Source organism: Xanthomonas sp. LF06-19 (assembly GCF_034105425.1).
GTDB classification, from domain to species: Bacteria; Pseudomonadota; Gammaproteobacteria; order Xanthomonadales; family Xanthomonadaceae; genus Xanthomonas_A; species Xanthomonas_A sontii.
In genome coordinates this window covers 49,425-65,525 of sequence record NZ_JAXGGH010000005.1, presented here as the reverse complement: position 1 = coordinate 65,525, position 16,101 = coordinate 49,425, and the positions used below count along the sequence as shown (strand labels likewise).

The following is a 16,101-nucleotide window of genomic DNA, read 5'->3' as shown; positions in this document are numbered from 1 at the left end:
GGGCCAAATGCTCCGTCATCCTGTGCAGGAGCGGCGCCAGCCGCGACAGGACGTCACCGTTGACGCCGCGTCGCGCCTGCGCAAACGCCAGGCAAGAAAAAAGCGGGCCGAAGCCCGCTTTTTCCTGGAACGACGCTGGCAGCGTGCGGCTTATTCGGCCGACGCGCCCTCGCCTTCTTCCACGGCCTTCATCGACAGGCGGATGCGGCCCTGCTTGTCGACTTCCAGCACCTTGACCTTGACCACGTCGCCTTCCTTCAGCTTGTCGCCGACCTTCTCCACGCGCTCGCTGGAGATCTGCGAGACGTGCACCAGGCCGTCCTTGCCCGGCAGGATGGTCACGAACGCGCCGAAGTCCATGATCTTGGCGACCTTGCCTTCGTAGATGCGGCCCGGCTCGACGTCCGAGGTGATCTGCTCGATGCGCGACTTGGCCGCCTGCGCGGCGATCGCATTGACTGAGGCGATGACGATGGTGCCGTCGTCCTGGATGTCGATCTGGGTGCCGGTTTCCTTGGTGATCGCCTGGATGGTCGAACCGCCCTTGCCGATCACTTCGCGGATCTTGTCCGGGTGGATCTTGATCGTCAGCAGGCGCGGCGCGTAGTCGCTCAGCTCCGCACGCGGGGTGGTCAGCGCGCTGGCCATCTCGCCGAGGATGTGCAGGCGGCCGGCCTTGGCCTGCGCCAGGGCCTGCTTCATGATCTCTTCGGTGATGCCTTCGATCTTGATGTCCATCTGCAGCGCGGACACGCCGTCGGCGGTACCGGCGACCTTGAAGTCCATGTCGCCCAGGTGATCTTCATCGCCCAGGATGTCCGACAGCACCACGAAGTCGTTGCCTTCCTTCACCAGGCCCATGGCGATACCGGCCACCGGCGCCTTCACCGGCACGCCGGCGTCCATCAGCGCCAGCGACGAACCGCAGACCGAAGCCATCGACGAGGAACCGTTGGATTCGGTGATTTCCGAGACCACGCGGATGGTGTACGGGAACTCTTCCATGGTCGGCATCACCGCCAGCACGCCGCGCTTGGCGAGGCGGCCGTGGCCGATCTCGCGACGCTTGGGCGCGCCGAAGCGGCCGCACTCGCCCACCGAGTACGGGGGGAAGTTGTAATGGAACAGGAAGTTTTCCTTGTACTCGCCGGAGACCGCGTCGATCACCTGGCCGTCGCGGGCGGTGCCCAGCGTGGTGACCACGATCGCCTGGGTCTCGCCGCGGGTGAACAGCGCCGAGCCGTGGGTACGCGGCAGCACGCCGGCCTGCACGCTGATCGGGCGCACGGTGTCCAGCGCACGGCCGTCGATGCGCACCTTGGTGCTCAGCACCGAACCGCGCATGGTCTGGTATTCCAGCTCGCCGAATTCCTTGGCCAGGTCGGCAGCGACCCAGTTCTCGGCGGTGGCGCGCGGCGCCAGCTGCGCCAGCACGTCCTTCTTGATCGCGGCGATGGCGTCGCGGCGCTGCAGCTTGTCGCGCACCTGGAACGCGGCGGCCAGCTGCTCGCCGACGGCTTCTTTCAGCGCGGCGATCATGGCCTCGTTCTTGGACGGGGCGACCCAGTCGGACGGCTTGGTGCCGGCTTCGACGGTCAGCTCGTTGATCGCGTTGATGACCTTCTGCATCTCGCGATGGCCGAAGGTGACCGCGCCCAGCATCACTTCTTCCGACAGCAGCGCGGCTTCGGACTCGACCATCAGCACCGCGTTGGCGGTACCGGCGACGACCAGCTCCAGCTGCGACTCCTTCAGATCCGACACGGTCGGGTTGAGGATGTATTCGCCGTTCTTGTAGCCGACCTTGGCGGCGCCGATCGGGCCCTTGAACGGGGTGCCGGCCAGCGACAGGGCGGCCGAGGCGCCGATCAGCGCGGCGATGTCGCCGTCGATGTCCGGGTTCATCGACATCACCGTGGCGATGATCTGCACTTCGTTCTTGTAATCCTCCGGGAACAGCGGACGGATCGGACGGTCGATCAGACGCGAAATCAGCGTCTCCTTCTCGGTCGCACGGCCCTCGCGCTTGAAGAAGCCGCCGGGGATGCGGCCGCCGGCGTAGAACTTCTCCTGATAGTCGACCGTCAGCGGGAAGAAGTCCTGACCTTCGCGCGCGCTCTTGGCGGCGACGGCGGTGACCAGCAGTACGGTGTCGTCCATCTTGACGATGACGGCACCGCCGGCCTGGCGGGCGATCTCGCCGGTTTCGAGGGTGACGGTGTGCTTGCCGTACTGGAAGGTTTTGGTGATTTTTGCCACGGGGTTTCCTTGGATGATGCTGTCTGCAAATGGACCGCTGACGGCCCATGCCGCTGGCGGGTGGCCGGGAGGATCCGGCCGGTGGCGCGGAGCGATCCCCGGGCCACGGTACTACCCAAAACAAAACCGCGGCGCATCGCTGCGCCGCGGTGGGGTTCGTTGACTCAGCGACGCAGGCCGAGCTTCTCGATCAGCGCCTTGTAGCGCTCGCCATCCTTCTTCTTCAGATAGTCGAGCAGGCTACGGCGGCGGTTGACCATCTGCAGCAGGCCGCGGCGGCTGTGGTGATCCTTCTTGTGGGTCTTGAAGTGGCCGGTCAGCAGTTCGATGCGGGCGGTCAGCAGGGCGACCTGGACTTCCGGCGAACCGGTGTCGGCAGCGCCGCGCTTGTTTTCTTCGATGACTTTCTGGGTGTCGATGGACATGGGATTTTTCTCTGAGATGCGGGGCCGGCAGGAACGTGCAGAGGACGCACCGCCTGGCTCGCCGATTGCGAAGGATTGCGCCGGAGCGCAGCGTGCCGGAAAGGCCGCGAAATTGTACCGGCCTCGGCCCGGAGGAACAAGGCGTTAAGACCGCGTCATGACTGAACGACAGTCAGGTAACACCTCGCGCGACCGCCGCGCGGTCACGGATTGAACATGCGCTGCGGCGCCAGCAGCCCGCTCGCATCGACCTGACCCAGGCCCAGCGGGACGCCGTCGGCGTCGAACACCGCCGCCAGGCCGGGCGCCCAGGCCGGATCGCGCAGGCGCTGGCCCATGCGGAAGCGCTGCGCCGCAGCATGTTCCAGGCGCAGCGGCGGGAAATCGGCCAGGCCCGCGGCCAACGGCAGCACCAGCGTTTCCAGGGCTGCCGGATCCTGCGCGGCCAGGTGTTGCAGGTGCTCCAGGGTGACCATCTGCGGTGTCCGGAACGGCTCCACCCACAGCCGCCGCAGCGCGGCGATATGCGCGCCGCAGCCCAGCGCCTCGCCCAGGTCGCGGGCCAGGCTGCGGATATAGGTGCCGGACCCGCAGGCCACGTGCAGACGCAGGCGGTCGCCGGCGTGGGCGAGCACGTCGATCGCATGCACCTCGACCTCGCGCTCCGGCGCCTCGATCGCCTCGCCGCGGCGCGCCTTGACGTACAGCGGCTCGCCACCCTGCTTGAGCGCCGAGTAGATCGGCGCGCGCTGGCGGATACGCCCGCGCAGCGGTGCCAGCGCCGCCTCCAGGGTCGCTGCGTCCAGCGGCGGCACCGGTCGGGTGCGCAGCACCGCGCCCTCGGCATCGTCGCTGTCGGTGGTGATGCCGAGCACGACCTCTGCCTCGTAGGCCTTGGCCGAGCCGAGCAGCAGCCCGGCCAGCTTGGTCGCCTCGCCGAAGCACAGCGGCAGCAGGCCGGTGGCGAGCGGATCCAGGCTGCCGGTGTGACCGCCCTTCTCCGCACGGAACAGCCGCCGCGCCGCCTGCAGCGCCGCGTTGGAACTCATGCCGATCGGCTTGTCGAGCAGCACGATGCCGTCGAGGCGACGGAAGACGATACGAGGCAGGCGCGGGCCGAAGACGGGCATGGGGGGTTGGGCGGGGATTCGGGATTGGGGATTCGGGATTGGCGGATCCGACCCCGGCATGGCGCGGGCGAACGGCACGCATGGAACAGCGTGACGCCAGACGGATGAAAGAGCGCCGCGATCGCGACTGCGAAACGGACGCTCGCGTTGGGCGCCCGCACTCGAACACTGGACGCCGACGCCGCGGCGTCGGCAGCGGACTCAGTCCTTGCGCGGCGCCGTGTCGGCGTCGTCGGCGGCAGGGCCGCCGTCGTCCTGCTCCTGCTGCAGTTCCGGCATGTCGCGCAGCAGATTGTCGATGCGCTCGCCGCGATCGACCGAATCGTCGTAGTGGAAATGCAGTTCGGGCACGTGGCGCAGCTTCATCGCCCGCGCCAGCTCGCTGCGCAGTTGCGGCGCCAGCTCCTTCAGGCCCTTGACCGCCTCGGCCGAGCGTTCCTGCATCAACGCGGTGACGAACACCTTGGCATGGGCCAGATCGCGGGTGACCTCGACGTCGGACACGCTGACCGACGGCAGGCCGTGATCGCGCACGGCCGCATGCACGATCGTGCCAAGGTCGCGCCGGATCTGCGCGGACACGCGATCGGTACGGTGAAAGGATTTGGTGGGCATAGCGAAAATCTCTCTGTTCGGAATAAAGAAATCGGGAAGGGTCTGGGACGAGCGACGCACCTGCAGCGCCCCGCTCCTCCCATTCCCCAATCCCGATTCCCGATTCCCGGCTCTTACAGCGTACGCTGCACTTCGATGCGCTCGAAGCACTCGATCTGGTCGCCGGCCTTGACGTCGTTGTAGGCCTTCACGCCGATACCGCACTCGGTGCCGTTGCGCACTTCGTCGACGTTCTCCTTGAAGCGACGCAGCGATTCCAGCTCGCCCTCGAACACCACGGTGTTGTCGCGCAGCACGCGGATCGGCTTGTTGCGCTTGACCACGCCCTCCACGACCATGCAGCCGGCGACGGCGCCGAACTTGGAGCTGCGGAACACGTCGCGCACCTGGGCGATACCGATGATCTCTTCGCGGATCTCCACGCCCAGCAGGCCGGACGCCACCTGCTTCACCTGGTCGATCACGTCGTAGATGATCGAGAAGTACCGCAGGTCGATGCCGTTGGTCTCGATGATGCGCCGCGCCGAGGCGTCGGCACGCACGTTGAAGCCGATCACCGTGGCCTTGGAGGCCAGCGCCGAATTCGCGTCGGACTCGGTGATGCCGCCCACGCCGGAGTGGATCACGTTGATGCGGATCTGCTCGTTGGACAGCGCGGTCAGCGACTGCTTCAGCGCTTCCACCGAACCCTGCACGTCGGCCTTGATCACCAGGTTCAGAGACAGCTGGCCTTCGCCCTTGCCGAGCTGCGACATGATGTCTTCCATGCGGCTGCCCGCCGAGGACACCAGGCGCGACTCGCGGCGCTTGGTCTCGCGCTGCTGCGCCACGTCCTTGGCCAGGCGCTCGTCGTCGACGACCACGAAGTCGTCGCCGGCATCCGGCACGCCGGACAGGCCCAGCACCTGCACCGGGATCGACGGACCCGCCGAATCGGGCTGCTTGCCGGTCTCGTCGAACAGCGCACGCACGCGGCCGTACTGGATGCCGCACACCAGGTAGTCGCCCTTCTTCAGCGCGCCCTGCTGCACCAGCACCGTCGCCACCGGGCCGCGGCCCTTGTCCAGCGAGGACTCGATCACCACGCCGCTGGCGCGGCCTTCGGCCACTGCCCGCAGCTCCAGCACTTCGGCCTGCAGCGAGATCGCGTCCAGCAGCACGTCGATGCCCTGGCCGGTCTTGGCCGAGAGTTCGACGAACTGGGTGTCGCCACCGAATTCTTCGGCGACCACGTCCTGCGCCAGCAGCTCGTTCTTGACCCGCAGCGGATCGGCGCCGGACTTGTCGATCTTGTTGACCGCCACGATCAGCGGCACGCCGGCCGCCTTCGCATGCTTGACCGCCTCGACCGTCTGCGGCATCACGCCGTCGTCGGCCGCGACCACCAGCACCACGATGTCGGTGAGCTTGGCGCCGCGCGCGCGCATCGAGGTGAACGCGGCATGGCCCGGGGTATCCAGGAAGCTGATGACGCCGCGGTCGGTCTCGACGTGGTACGCGCCGATGTGCTGGGTGATGCCGCCGGCTTCGCCGGAGGCGACCTTGGTGCGGCGGATGTAGTCCAGCAGCGAGGTCTTGCCGTGGTCGACGTGGCCCATGATGGTGACCACCGGCGGCCGCGGCAGCTTCTCGCCCTGCGCGTCCTCGGTGTGCGCCAGCAGCGCGTCCTCGGCGTCGGCACTGCCCGCACGCACCGGCTTGTGGCCGAGTTCCTCGGTGACCAGCGCGGCGGTGTCGTGGTCGATGGTCTGGGTGATGGTGGCCATCACGCCCATCTTGAACAGCGCCTTGACCACGTCGCCGCCCTTCAGCGCGAGCTTCTGCGCCAGGTCGGCCACGGTGATGGTGTCGCCGATCGCCACTTCGCGCACCACCGGTGCGGTCGGACGCTCGAAGCCGTGCGCGCCGCCGCCGCTGCGCGACGGCTCGGCCTGGCGACGGCCGCCGCTGTGGCTGCCACCGCGCGGCTTGCCGCGCACGTTGGAACGGCGCGCGCGGTCGGCCGCGGACAGATGCAGCTGGCCGGCGAAGCGGCTGGTGCTGTCGTCGTCCTCGACCCCGGCAACCATCACGTGCGAGCCGCGGGTCTTGTGCTTGTTGTTGGCATTGTTGCGGTCGTCGCTGCGCGGCGCGGCCGGCTTGGCCGGATGCGCGGCGCCGGCCGGACGCGGCGCCATCGGCGGACGCGGCGCGCGCGGCGCGGCGGCGGGGGCGTTGCGGTCGGCGGCAGGCGCGGACGGCGCCGCAGCCGGCGGCGCCGACTCGGCGTCCAGCGCGGCCTGGGCCGCACGCTGCTCGGCCTCGGCACGCTCGCGCGCTTCCTGCTCGGCCTTGCGCTTGCGCTCGATTTCCTCGGCGCGCGCGCGGTCCTGCTCGGCGAGCTTCTGCTGTTCGGCCAGATTGCGCTGCTTGGATTCCTCCAGCTTGCGCAGGATCTCGGCGCGCTCGTCGTCCACCCGTCCGCCCGCGGACGGCGCCGCACGCTCGGCGGCCAGGTCCTCGGCCGACTTCACGTAGGTGCGCTTCTGCCGGACCTCGACGTTGACCGTGGTCTTGCTGCGCCCGGCGCTGACCGTCACTTCCTGCAGCTTGCGCCGGTTCAGGGTGATCTTCTTCGGCGCCGCCTGGGCCTCTTCCTCGACCGGCTTGTCGGTCTTGCCGTGGGTACGGCGCAGGAAGCCCAGCAGCTTCATCTTTTCGGTGCTGGTGACGACCTGATCGGGACCGCTGAACTTCATCCCGGCGTCAGCCAGTTGAACCAGCAGTTTCTCGACCGGCGTGTTCACCAGTTCGGCCAGCTTGCGGATGGTGGTTTGCTGCGACATTCGGATCCTATGATCTGGTTGGCGCCCCCTCGCCGCGTGCGAAGGTAGCGCGGATTCTAAGCCCTGATCGGGTCAGGGCGGCATTCATCGCTGACTCATTCGCCGCGCTCCAGGCGGGCGATCTCCTCGGCGCGGGCGGCCAGGATCAGGGCCGCGGCGCGGTCCTTGTCCAGGTCCTCGATGCCGAACTCGAGGATTTCGTCGGCAGCCAGATCCGACAGGTCCTCGCTGGTACGTACGCCATGGCCGGCCAGCGCGTAGGCGGTGGCTTCGTCCATGCCCGGCAGCGACAGCAGGTCCGCCGCCGGCACACCGTCGTCGTCGCTCTCCTCGGCGGCCAGCGCCTCGTTGAGCAGCGCGTCGCGGGCACGCGCGCGCAATTCCTCGACGATGTCCTCGTCGAAGCCTTCCACCGCCAGCAACTCGCCGACCGGCACGTAGGCGATTTCCTCGACCGAGTTGAAGCCCTCGGCGACCAGGATCGCGGCGATCTCCTCGTCCACTTCCAGCTTGTCCATGAACAGCTGGCGGGCCACGGCCTGCTCGGCCTCGGACTTGGCCGCGACCTGCTCGGCGGTCATCACGTTGAGCTGCCAGCCGGTCAGGCGGCTGGCCAGGCGCACGTTCTGGCCGCCCTTGCCGATCGCCTGGGCCAGGCGGTCTTCCGCCACCGCCAGGTCCATCGAGTGCTTCTCTTCATCGACGATGATCGACTGCACCTCGGCCGGCGCCATCGCGTTGATGACGAAGTTGGCCGGGTTGTCGTTCCACAGCACGATGTCCACGCGCTCGCCGTTGAGCTCGTTGGACACCGCCTGCACGCGCGAACCGCGCATGCCGATGCAGGCGCCGATCGGATCGGTGCGGGTGTCGTGCGCCAGCACCGCGATCTTGGCGCGGTCGCCCGGATCGCGTGCGCAGGCCTTGATCTCGACCAGGCCCTGGCCCACTTCCGGCACTTCCAGCTTGAACAGCTCGATCATGAATTCCGGCGCGGCGCGGCTGATGAACAGCTGCGGGCCACGCGGCTCCGAACGCACTTCGGCCAGGTAGCCGCGCACGCGGTCGCCGGCGCGCAGCACGTCGCGCGGAATGCCCTTGTCCTTGGGGATGAAGGCCTCGGCGTTGCCGCCCAGGTCCACGTAGATGTTGCCGCGCTCGGCGCGCTTGACCACGCCGGTGACCAGCTCGCCGACGCGATCCTTCCACGCGTCCACCACCTGCTGGCGCTCGGCCTCGCGTACGCGCTGCACGATCACCTGCTTGGCGGCCTGCGCGGCGATGCGGCCGAAGTCCGGGTTCTCGATCTGCTCTTCGATGTAGTCGCCGACGTCCACGCCCTCGGCCTCGTCGACCGCGTCCATCAGGCGGATCTGCCGGTCGGGCGATTCCATCACCACATCGTCGGCCACCACTTCCCAACGCCGGAAGGTTTCGTAGGTGCCGTCCTTGTGGTCGATGGTGACGCGCGTCAGCACGTCCTGGTCGGGGTAGCGCTTCTTCGCCGCCGACGCCAATGCGGCCTCGATCGCGTCGAAGATCACTTCGCGCGGCACGCCCTTTTCGTTGGCCACCGCGTCGACTACCAGCAACAGTTCCTTGCTCATTCTTTCGCTCCGCGCGCAGCCTCGTCGGCCGCCGGTTCGTTGGATGGTTTCTTATTGGATTTTGCGTTCTTGCCGGCCGGCTTCGGGCCCTTGCCCGGCTTGGTCGGCGCCAGACCCAGCGCCGCCCAGTCGGGCATGATCCGCGCCTTGTCGATGTTGTCGAAGTCCACCGCCAGTTCGGCGCCGTCGACCTCGAAGATGATGCGGCCGGCAGCGGCGTCGGCCTGCACGATGCGCCCCTGCAAGCGACGACGGCCCTGCTGCGGCAGCTTCAACACCACCTTGGCCGATTCGCCGAGGTGACGGGAAAACTGTTCGGCGCTGAACAGCGGCCGGTCCACGCCCGGCGAGGACACTTCCAGCGTGTAGTTGCCGCTGATCGGGTCTTCCACGTCCAGTTGCGCCGAGACCTCGCGGCTGACCCGCTCGCAGTCGTCGATATTGACCACGCGTTCGGGCTGCTCGGCCAGCGGCACGTCGATGTACAGGCGCAGCGTGGCGCCGCCGGGGGCCGGAAGATATTCCGCGCCCAGCAGTTCCAGGCCCAACGCGTCCACGGTCGGGCCCAGCAGAGTCGCGATTTCGTTTGCCTTGTCGCTCACAGCCTGCCTTGCATCTGAAAAGGTTGAAAAGTCGATTGCGTGCATTTCCCGGACCCCGGAAACGACAAAGGGCCCTCTGGGCCCCTTGTCCGGTAAAACTCCGGTCACGCTGGATTCCGGTTGCGACGACGGGAACATGCGTCATCGCGAAGCCCAAACTTCCCTGCCGCAGACAACCGATGCACTGGTTGCCGCTGCAGACAAAGATGGTAGCGGGGGCAGGATTTGAACCTGCGACCTTCGGGTTATGAGCCCGACGAGCTGCCAGACTGCTCCACCCCGCAGCAGAAGCGGAATTATGAAGAATCAGTGCGTCGATTGCAAGCCCTGATTTTCATCTCGATGCGGTAGCGACGCTGCCGTTCGAAGGACGCCATGATAACCGCACACGATGGAAAACGAAACAACAATCGCATCGCCGAATGCAAAAACGCCAACGCCGCCTTGCGGCGGCGTTGGCGGAAAACAGCGGGAAAACCGCCCTTTCGCGATCAGGCCAGGTGCGCGAAGGCGCGCTGGCACCACGCCATCAGCGGGCTCCAGGCCAGGCCGAAGGCCAGCAGGCCCAGCGCGTTGACGCCCAGCGCCACGCCCAGCACGCGGTCGTCGTTGGCCGGCAGCGGCGTGCCGACCGGCTCGTCGAAATACATCACCTTGATCACGCGCAGGTAGTAGAACGCGCCGATCACCGCGCACAGCACCGACAGCACCGCCAGGCCGGTCCACCACAGGTTCTGGTCGGGCACCGCGACGACCGCGCCCAGCACCGCCAGCTTGGCCCAGAAGCCCAGGAACGGCGGCACGCCGGCCAGCGAGGCCATGATGCACAGCACCAGCAGCGCCATCCACGGGTTGCGCGCGTTCAGGCCCTTGAAGTCGTCGATGTTCTCGGCCTCGAAGCCCTTGCGCGACAACGCGATGATCGCGCCGAACGAGGCGGTGGACATCACCGCATAGCAGATCGCGTAGAACAGTGCCGCCGCATAGCCGCGCTCGCCGCCGCCGGCCACGCCCAGCAGCAGGAAGCCGATGTGCGAGACCGTGGAATACGCCAGCATGCGCTTGAGATTGCTCTGCGCCACCGCCATCAGGTTGCCGACCACCAGCGACAGCGCCGCCAGGCCGCCGATCACCCAGTGCCACTGCGCCGCCAGCGGGCCCACGCCCACTTCCAGCAGGCGGTAGGCCATGCCGAACGCGGCCAGCTTGGACGCCGAACTGATGAACAGCGCGATCGGCGCCGGGGCGCCCTGGTAGACGTCCGGCAGCCACATGTGGAACGGCGCGGCGCCGAGCTTGAAGGCGACGCCGGCGATCATGAACACGGTGCCGGTGAGCAGCAGCATGTGCTCGCGGCCGTTGCCGATCGCCTCGTGGATGCCGCTCAGGCTCAGCGTGCCGGTGGCGCCGTAGATCAGCGACATGCCGTACAGCAGTAGGCCGGAGGCCAGCGAACCGAGCACGATGTACTTCATCGCCGCTTCGGTGGCCATGCCGTTGTCGCGGTTGGAAGCGACCAGCGCGTAGGAGCACAGCGCCAGCAGTTCCAGGCCCAGGTAGACCATCAGCAGGCTGCCGGCCGAGACCAGGATCATCATGCCGACCGTGGCGAACAGCACCAGCACCGGGATCTCGCCCTGGTACAGCTTGCGCTCGCGCAGGTAGCTCCAGCCATAGATCAGGGTCAGCGCGCTGAGGCCCACGATCACCGTCTTCATCACGTCGGCGGCGGCATCGCGCACGAACATGCCGTTGAACACCTCGCCCTGCCCGCCCACGCCGGCCAGCAGCATCGCGAACACCGCGACCAGGATCGCCACCGAGACGATGTGGGTCCAGGCCTTGTTGCGCTCGCTGATGAACAGATCGAGCATCAGCAGGAAGAAGGCACCGGCGGTCAGCACCAGCTCGGGCAGCAGGGGCGGCAGGTCGACGGTGGTCAGAGGCAGCAGCGCAGGGGTGGTCATCATCAAATCTCTGGAATCAATACGCTCGACGGCCGCTTACAGCTTGCTGGTGGCGATCTGCGCCGCCAGCTTCGCGATCGAGGGCTCCATCAGGTCGGTCAACGGCTTCGGATACAGGCCCAGGGCGAGCACGCCGAGCGCGAACACGCCCAGCACCAGCGCCTCGCGGCCGTTGATGTCCTTCAGCTCGGCCACGTGCGCATTGGCGACCTCGCCGAAGAACACGCGCTTGTAAAGCCACAGGGTGTAGGCGGCGGTGATCACCAGGGTGGTCGCCGCGCCGAAGGCCAGCAGCGGGTGCGCCTGGAAGCTGGCCATGATGACCATGAACTCGCCGACGAAGCCGCTGGTGCCCGGCAGGCCCGCATTGGCCATGAAGAACAGCATCGCGAAGGTCGCGAACCACGGCATCACGTTGACCACGCCGCCGTAGTCGGCGATGCGGCGGGTGTGCATGCGGTCGTACAGCACGCCGACGCAGGAGAACATCGCGCCGGACACGAAACCGTGCGAGATCATCTGCACCATCGCGCCCTGCAGTCCCAGCCGGGCCGCATCGGTGCTGCCGAAGCCGACCAGGGCGAAGGCGACGAAGGTGCCGAGGGTGACGAAGCCCATGTGCGCGATCGACGAGTAGGCGATCAGCTTCTTCATGTCGTCCTGGACCAGGGCGACCAGGCCGACATAGATCACCGCGATCAGCGACAGCGCGATCACCAGCCACGCCCACTCGTTGCTGGCGTCGGGCAGGATCGGCAGGTTGAAGCGCAGGAAGCCGTAACCGCCGATCTTCAACGCGATCGCCGCCAGGATCACCGAACCGGCGGTCGGCGCTTCCACGTGCGCGTCCGGCAGCCAGGTGTGCACCGGGAACATCGGCACCTTGACCGCGAAGGCGATCAGGAAGGCGAAGAACAGCCAGGTCTGCTCCTTCGAGGTCAGCGACAGCTGGTAGAGGTCGGCGAGCTGGAAGCTGCCGCCCTTCAGGTACAGGTAGATCAACCCGACCAGCATCAGCACCGAGCCGAGGAAGGTGTACAGGAAGAACTTGACCGCGGCGTAGATGCGGCGCGGGCCGCCCCAGATGCCGATGATCAGGAACATCGGGATCAGCATCGCCTCGAAGAACACGTAGAACAACATCGCGTCGGTGGCGGAGAAGATGCCGACGGTGACGCCTTCCAGGATCAGGAACGCGGCCACGTACTGGTTGACGCGCTTGTCGATCGAGGTCCACGCGCCGATCAGCGCCAGCACCGTGACCAGCGTGGTCAGCACGATCAGCGCCACCGCGATGCCGTCGGCGCCGAGGTTGTAGCCGATGTCGTATGCCGGGATCCAGGCATGTGTCTCGACGAACTGCAGCGCGTCGCTGGCGTAGTCGAAACCGGTGAGCAGCGGCACGCTGAGCGCGAAGGTCAGCAACGCCACCAGCAGCGACGCCCAGCGCGCCGCACGCGCATCACGCAGGGCGAGCACCAGGGCGCCGCCGATGATCGGCAGCCAGATCAGGATGGAGAGTAGAGGCCAGTTCGACACGTGTTCTTATTCCGTACAGGTCAACGCCAGAAATGCATCAGCACGCCCAGCAGGGCAATGAGACCGACGATCATCGCGAAGGCGTAGTGATAGAGGAAACCGGATTGCGTGCGACGCAGCAGATTGGCCGCCAGGTCGATCACGCGTGCGGTGCCGTTGACCATGACGCCGTCCACGACATGCGTATCCACCGCGCGCGACACCTTGCCCAGGCGCACGCCGCCGCTGGCGAAACCGCCGATCCAGAGCTTGTCGAAACCGTACTTGTTCTCGAGGATCCACACCGGCACCGAGAAGGTCTTGCGCGCCTTCGCCGCCAGTTCCGGCTTCCACAGGTACAGGATCCACGCCAGGGCGAAACCGGCCAGGGTCAGGAAGAACGGCGGCTGGGTCAGGCCGTGCAGGGCGAACGCGACCGGGCCGTGGAACTCCTCGGCCAGCGCGCCGACGGTGTCGCGCGCCGGATCGTAGAAGTCGACGATGCCGGTGAAGAAGCTGACCGCCTGGCCCTTGATCGCCGCCGCGGCATGGTGCCCCGCCCAGTCGGTACCGAACAGCATCGGGCCGATGGTGAAGAAGCCGATCGCGATCGACGGGATCGCCAGCAGGATCAGCGGCACCGTCACCACCCACGGCGACTCGTGCGGTTCATGCGCGCCGTGGTGGCCGTGGCCGTGATCGTCGTGTGCGTGATCGTCGTGGGCATGCGCACCGTGGGCGTCGTCATGATGCGCATCGTGGTGCGCATGCGCATCGCGGAAGCGCTCCTGGCCGTGGAAGGTCAGGAACAGCAGGCGGAAGCTGTAGAAGCTGGTGATCAGCACGCCGCCGAGCACGGCCCAGTAGCCGTAGGTCGCGATCCAGCCATGCGAGGTATGCGCGTGGTGCTGCGCCGCCTCGATGATGGTGTCCTTGGAGTAGAAGCCGGCGAAGAACGGGGTGCCGACCAGCGCCAGGGTACCGATGACGCTGGTCCAGTAGGTGATCGGCATGTACTTGCGCAGGCCGCCCATCTTGCGCATGTCCTGCTCGTGGTGCATGCCGATGATCACCGAGCCGGCCGCCAGGAACAGCAGCGCCTTGAAGAAGGCGTGGGTCATCAGGTGGAACACCGCGGCCGAGTACGCCGACACACCCAGCGCCACGGTCATGTAGCCCAGCTGCGACAGCGTCGAGTAGGCGACCACGCGCTTGATGTCGTTCTGCACGATGCCGATCAGGCCGGTGAAGAACGCGGTGGTGGCGCCGACGACCAGCACGAAGTTCAGCGCGGTCTGCGACAGTTCGAACAGTGGCGACATGCGCGCCACCATGAAGATGCCGGCGGTGACCATGGTCGCGGCGTGGATCAGTGCCGAGATCGGGGTCGGGCCTTCCATCGAGTCCGGCAGCCACACGTGCAGCGGCACCTGCGCCGACTTGCCCATGGCGCCGATGAACAGGCACACGCAGATGATGGTGGAGACATTCCAGGCATGGCCCGGCAACAGTTGCACCTGGGCCAGACCGCCGGCGGCATCGCTGCCCAGCACCGCGGTGGCATTGGCGAACACGCTGGCGTAGTCCAGCGTGCCGAACCACAGCAGCACGCCGGCGATGCCGAGGATGAAGCCGAAGTCGCCGACGCGGTTGACCAGGAACGCCTTCATGTTGGCGAACACCGCGGTCGGGCGCTTGAACCAGAAGCCGATCAGCAGGTACGACACCAGGCCCACCGCTTCCCAGCCGAAGAACAGCTGCAGGAAGTTGTTGCTCATCACCAGGCTCAGCATCGAGAAGGTGAACAGCGAGATGTAGCTGAAGAAGCGCTGGTAGCCCGGATCGTCGGCCATGTAGCCGATGGTGTAGATGTGCACCAGCAGCGACACGAAGGTCACCACCACCATCATCATCGCGGTCAGGCGGTCGACCATGAAGCCGACGTGGGCCGAATAGTGGCCGACCTCGAAGAAGGTGTAGAGGTTCTGGTTGAACGGCGAGGCGCCCTGCCCGACCAGCTGGTACAGGGTCCAGCACGACAGCGCGCAGCTGACCGCGACGCCGAGGATGGTGGCGAACTGCGCGCCCTTGCGGCCGACCTGACGGCCGAACAGGCCGGCGATGATGCTGCCGACCAGCGGGGCCAGCACCACCGCGATCAGCAGACTCTTGGAGAGCGTAATTTCCATCTGCAGGTCAGCCCTTCAGCGAATCGACTTCGGCCACATTGATCGTGTGGCGGGTACGGAACAGCGTCACCAGGATCGCGAGGCCGATGGCGGCTTCGGCCGCGGCCACGGTCAGGATGAAGAACACGAACAACTGGCCGGCGGCGTCGCCGAGCTCGCGCGAGAAGGCGACGAAGTTGATGTTGACCGACAGCAGCATCAGCTCGATCGACATCAGCAGCACGATGACGTTCTTGCGATTGAGGAAAATGCCGGCCAGGGCGATGCAGAACAGCACCGCGCCGAGCGCCAGCAGATGGCCTAGGGAGATCATGGCTGGCCCTCCTGCGATGCCGGCGGAGTGTGGAGCGTGGGCTTTTCGGCGGCCATCTTGACCATGCGCAGACGGTCGCCGGCCTTGACCCGCGACTGGTCGCCCGGGTTCTGGGTCTTGATGCCGGTGCGCTTGCGCAGGGTCAGCATCACCGCGGCCACGACCGCCACGGTCAGGATGATCGCGGCGAACTCGAACGGCAGCAGGAACTGGGTGAACAGGGTCTTGGCCAGCCAGGTGATGTTGGAGGTGTCGGCGGCCTGCGCCGCGGCGTTGTCGGCCGGGAACGGCGCCGCGCTGCGCGCCTTCACGCCGATCAGGGTGACCATCTGCACCAGCATCGCCACTGCCACCACCAGGCCCACCGGCAGGTAGCGCACCCAGCCTTCGCGCATGCGGGCGGTGTCGATGTCCAGCATCATCACCACGAACAGGAACAGCACCATCACAGCGCCGACGTAGACCAGCACCAGGGTCACGCCGAGGAACTCGGCGCCCACCAGCAGCCACACGCAGGCGATGGAGAAGAACGTCAGGATCAGGCACAGCACTGCGTACACGGGGTTGCGCACGCTGATCACCGCGCCGGCGGCGACCGCGGCGATGGTGGCGAAGATCCAGAAAGCGATATTGACCCAATCCATTTCGGAA

The 16,101-nt window shown here is 67.0% G+C and carries 12 protein-coding genes and 1 tRNA gene; all 13 read right to left on the bottom strand.

Annotation, left to right across the window (positions count from 1 at the left end; all coding sequences use genetic code 11):
- Window positions 1-150: 150 nt before the first annotated feature.
- The 13 genes from pnp to SLW55_RS11375 all read right to left on the bottom strand — a co-directional run bounded on the left by pnp (window position 151) and on the right by SLW55_RS11375 (window position 16,094).
- A complete protein-coding gene (gene pnp, locus SLW55_RS11435; RefSeq protein WP_017907567.1) occupies window positions 151-2,259 on the bottom strand; it encodes a polyribonucleotide nucleotidyltransferase in 2,109 nt (702 codons plus the stop codon).
- Window positions 2,260-2,423: 164 nt separating this feature from the next.
- The gene (rpsO, locus tag SLW55_RS11430; RefSeq protein ID WP_003467392.1) at window positions 2,424-2,684 is read right to left on the bottom strand and encodes a 30S ribosomal protein S15; all 261 of its coding nucleotides are present in this window, start codon (window positions 2,682-2,684) and stop codon (window positions 2,424-2,426) included.
- Window positions 2,685-2,887: 203 nt separating this feature from the next.
- Window positions 2,888-3,814 (bottom strand): tRNA pseudouridine(55) synthase TruB, encoded by a 927-nt coding sequence (gene truB / locus SLW55_RS11425; RefSeq protein ID WP_267099513.1) that lies wholly within the window; start codon window positions 3,812-3,814, stop codon window positions 2,888-2,890.
- Window positions 3,815-4,015: 201 nt separating this feature from the next.
- Window positions 4,016-4,429 (bottom strand): 30S ribosome-binding factor RbfA, encoded by a 414-nt coding sequence (rbfA, locus tag SLW55_RS11420; RefSeq protein ID WP_267093802.1) that lies wholly within the window; start codon window positions 4,427-4,429, stop codon window positions 4,016-4,018.
- A 113-nt stretch (window positions 4,430-4,542) separates the two neighbouring features.
- The gene (gene infB, locus SLW55_RS11415; RefSeq protein WP_267096791.1) at window positions 4,543-7,254 is read right to left on the bottom strand and encodes a translation initiation factor IF-2; all 2,712 of its coding nucleotides are present in this window, start codon (window positions 7,252-7,254) and stop codon (window positions 4,543-4,545) included.
- Window positions 7,255-7,349: 95 nt separating this feature from the next.
- Window positions 7,350-8,861: a transcription termination factor NusA gene (gene nusA / locus SLW55_RS11410; protein ID WP_017908136.1), complete on the bottom strand. Its 1,512-nt coding sequence runs from the start codon at window positions 8,859-8,861 to the stop codon at window positions 7,350-7,352.
- Window positions 8,858-9,463: a ribosome maturation factor RimP gene (rimP, locus tag SLW55_RS11405; RefSeq protein ID WP_152180887.1), complete on the bottom strand. Its 606-nt coding sequence runs from the start codon at window positions 9,461-9,463 to the stop codon at window positions 8,858-8,860. Before rimP ends, nusA begins: the two co-directional genes overlap by 4 nt.
- A 207-nt stretch (window positions 9,464-9,670) precedes the next feature.
- Window positions 9,671-9,747 (bottom strand) — tRNA-Met (locus SLW55_RS11400).
- 207 nt (window positions 9,748-9,954) lie between these two features.
- The gene (gene nuoN / locus SLW55_RS11395; RefSeq protein WP_026143462.1) at window positions 9,955-11,430 is read right to left on the bottom strand and encodes an NADH-quinone oxidoreductase subunit NuoN; all 1,476 of its coding nucleotides are present in this window, start codon (window positions 11,428-11,430) and stop codon (window positions 9,955-9,957) included.
- A gap of 36 nt (window positions 11,431-11,466) precedes the next feature.
- Complete coding sequence (locus SLW55_RS11390) at window positions 11,467-12,969, bottom strand: NADH-quinone oxidoreductase subunit M (protein WP_295930980.1); 1,503 nt, start codon at window positions 12,967-12,969, stop codon at window positions 11,467-11,469.
- A gap of 20 nt (window positions 12,970-12,989) precedes the next feature.
- Window positions 12,990-15,137 carry an NADH-quinone oxidoreductase subunit L gene (nuoL, locus tag SLW55_RS11385; RefSeq protein ID WP_267093798.1) on the bottom strand — a complete coding sequence of 716 codons (2,148 nt, stop codon included), beginning with the start codon at window positions 15,135-15,137 and terminating at the stop codon, window positions 12,990-12,992.
- Between the two features lie 7 nt (window positions 15,138-15,144).
- Window positions 15,145-15,450, bottom strand: a complete 306-nt coding sequence (gene nuoK, locus SLW55_RS11380; RefSeq protein ID WP_017908131.1) for an NADH-quinone oxidoreductase subunit NuoK — start codon at window positions 15,448-15,450, stop codon at window positions 15,145-15,147.
- The gene (locus SLW55_RS11375) at window positions 15,447-16,094 is read right to left on the bottom strand and encodes an NADH-quinone oxidoreductase subunit J (protein WP_017908130.1); all 648 of its coding nucleotides are present in this window, start codon (window positions 16,092-16,094) and stop codon (window positions 15,447-15,449) included. The genes nuoK and SLW55_RS11375 overlap by 4 nt, the downstream gene beginning before the upstream one ends.
- Between the last annotated feature and the right edge of the window lie 7 nt (window positions 16,095-16,101).

Coding starts and splice junctions, on each gene's coding strand:
- nuoK (WP_017908131.1), bottom strand. CDS start 15,450: ATGATCTCCCTAGGCCATCTGCTGGCGCTCGGCGCGGTGCTGTTCTGC.
- nuoN (WP_026143462.1), bottom strand. CDS start 11,430: ATGACCACCCCTGCGCTGCTGCCTCTGACCACCGTCGACCTGCCGCCC.
- nusA (WP_017908136.1), bottom strand. CDS start 8,861: ATGAGCAAGGAACTGTTGCTGGTAGTCGACGCGGTGGCCAACGAAAAG.
- nuoL (WP_267093798.1), bottom strand. CDS start 15,137: ATGGAAATTACGCTCTCCAAGAGTCTGCTGATCGCGGTGGTGCTGGCC.
- SLW55_RS11375 (WP_017908130.1), bottom strand. CDS start 16,094: ATGGATTGGGTCAATATCGCTTTCTGGATCTTCGCCACCATCGCCGCG.
- rbfA (WP_267093802.1), bottom strand. CDS start 4,429: ATGCCCACCAAATCCTTTCACCGTACCGATCGCGTGTCCGCGCAGATC.
- infB (WP_267096791.1), bottom strand. CDS start 7,254: ATGTCGCAGCAAACCACCATCCGCAAGCTGGCCGAACTGGTGAACACG.
- rpsO (WP_003467392.1), bottom strand. CDS start 2,684: ATGTCCATCGACACCCAGAAAGTCATCGAAGAAAACAAGCGCGGCGCT.
- truB (WP_267099513.1), bottom strand. CDS start 3,814: ATGCCCGTCTTCGGCCCGCGCCTGCCTCGTATCGTCTTCCGTCGCCTC.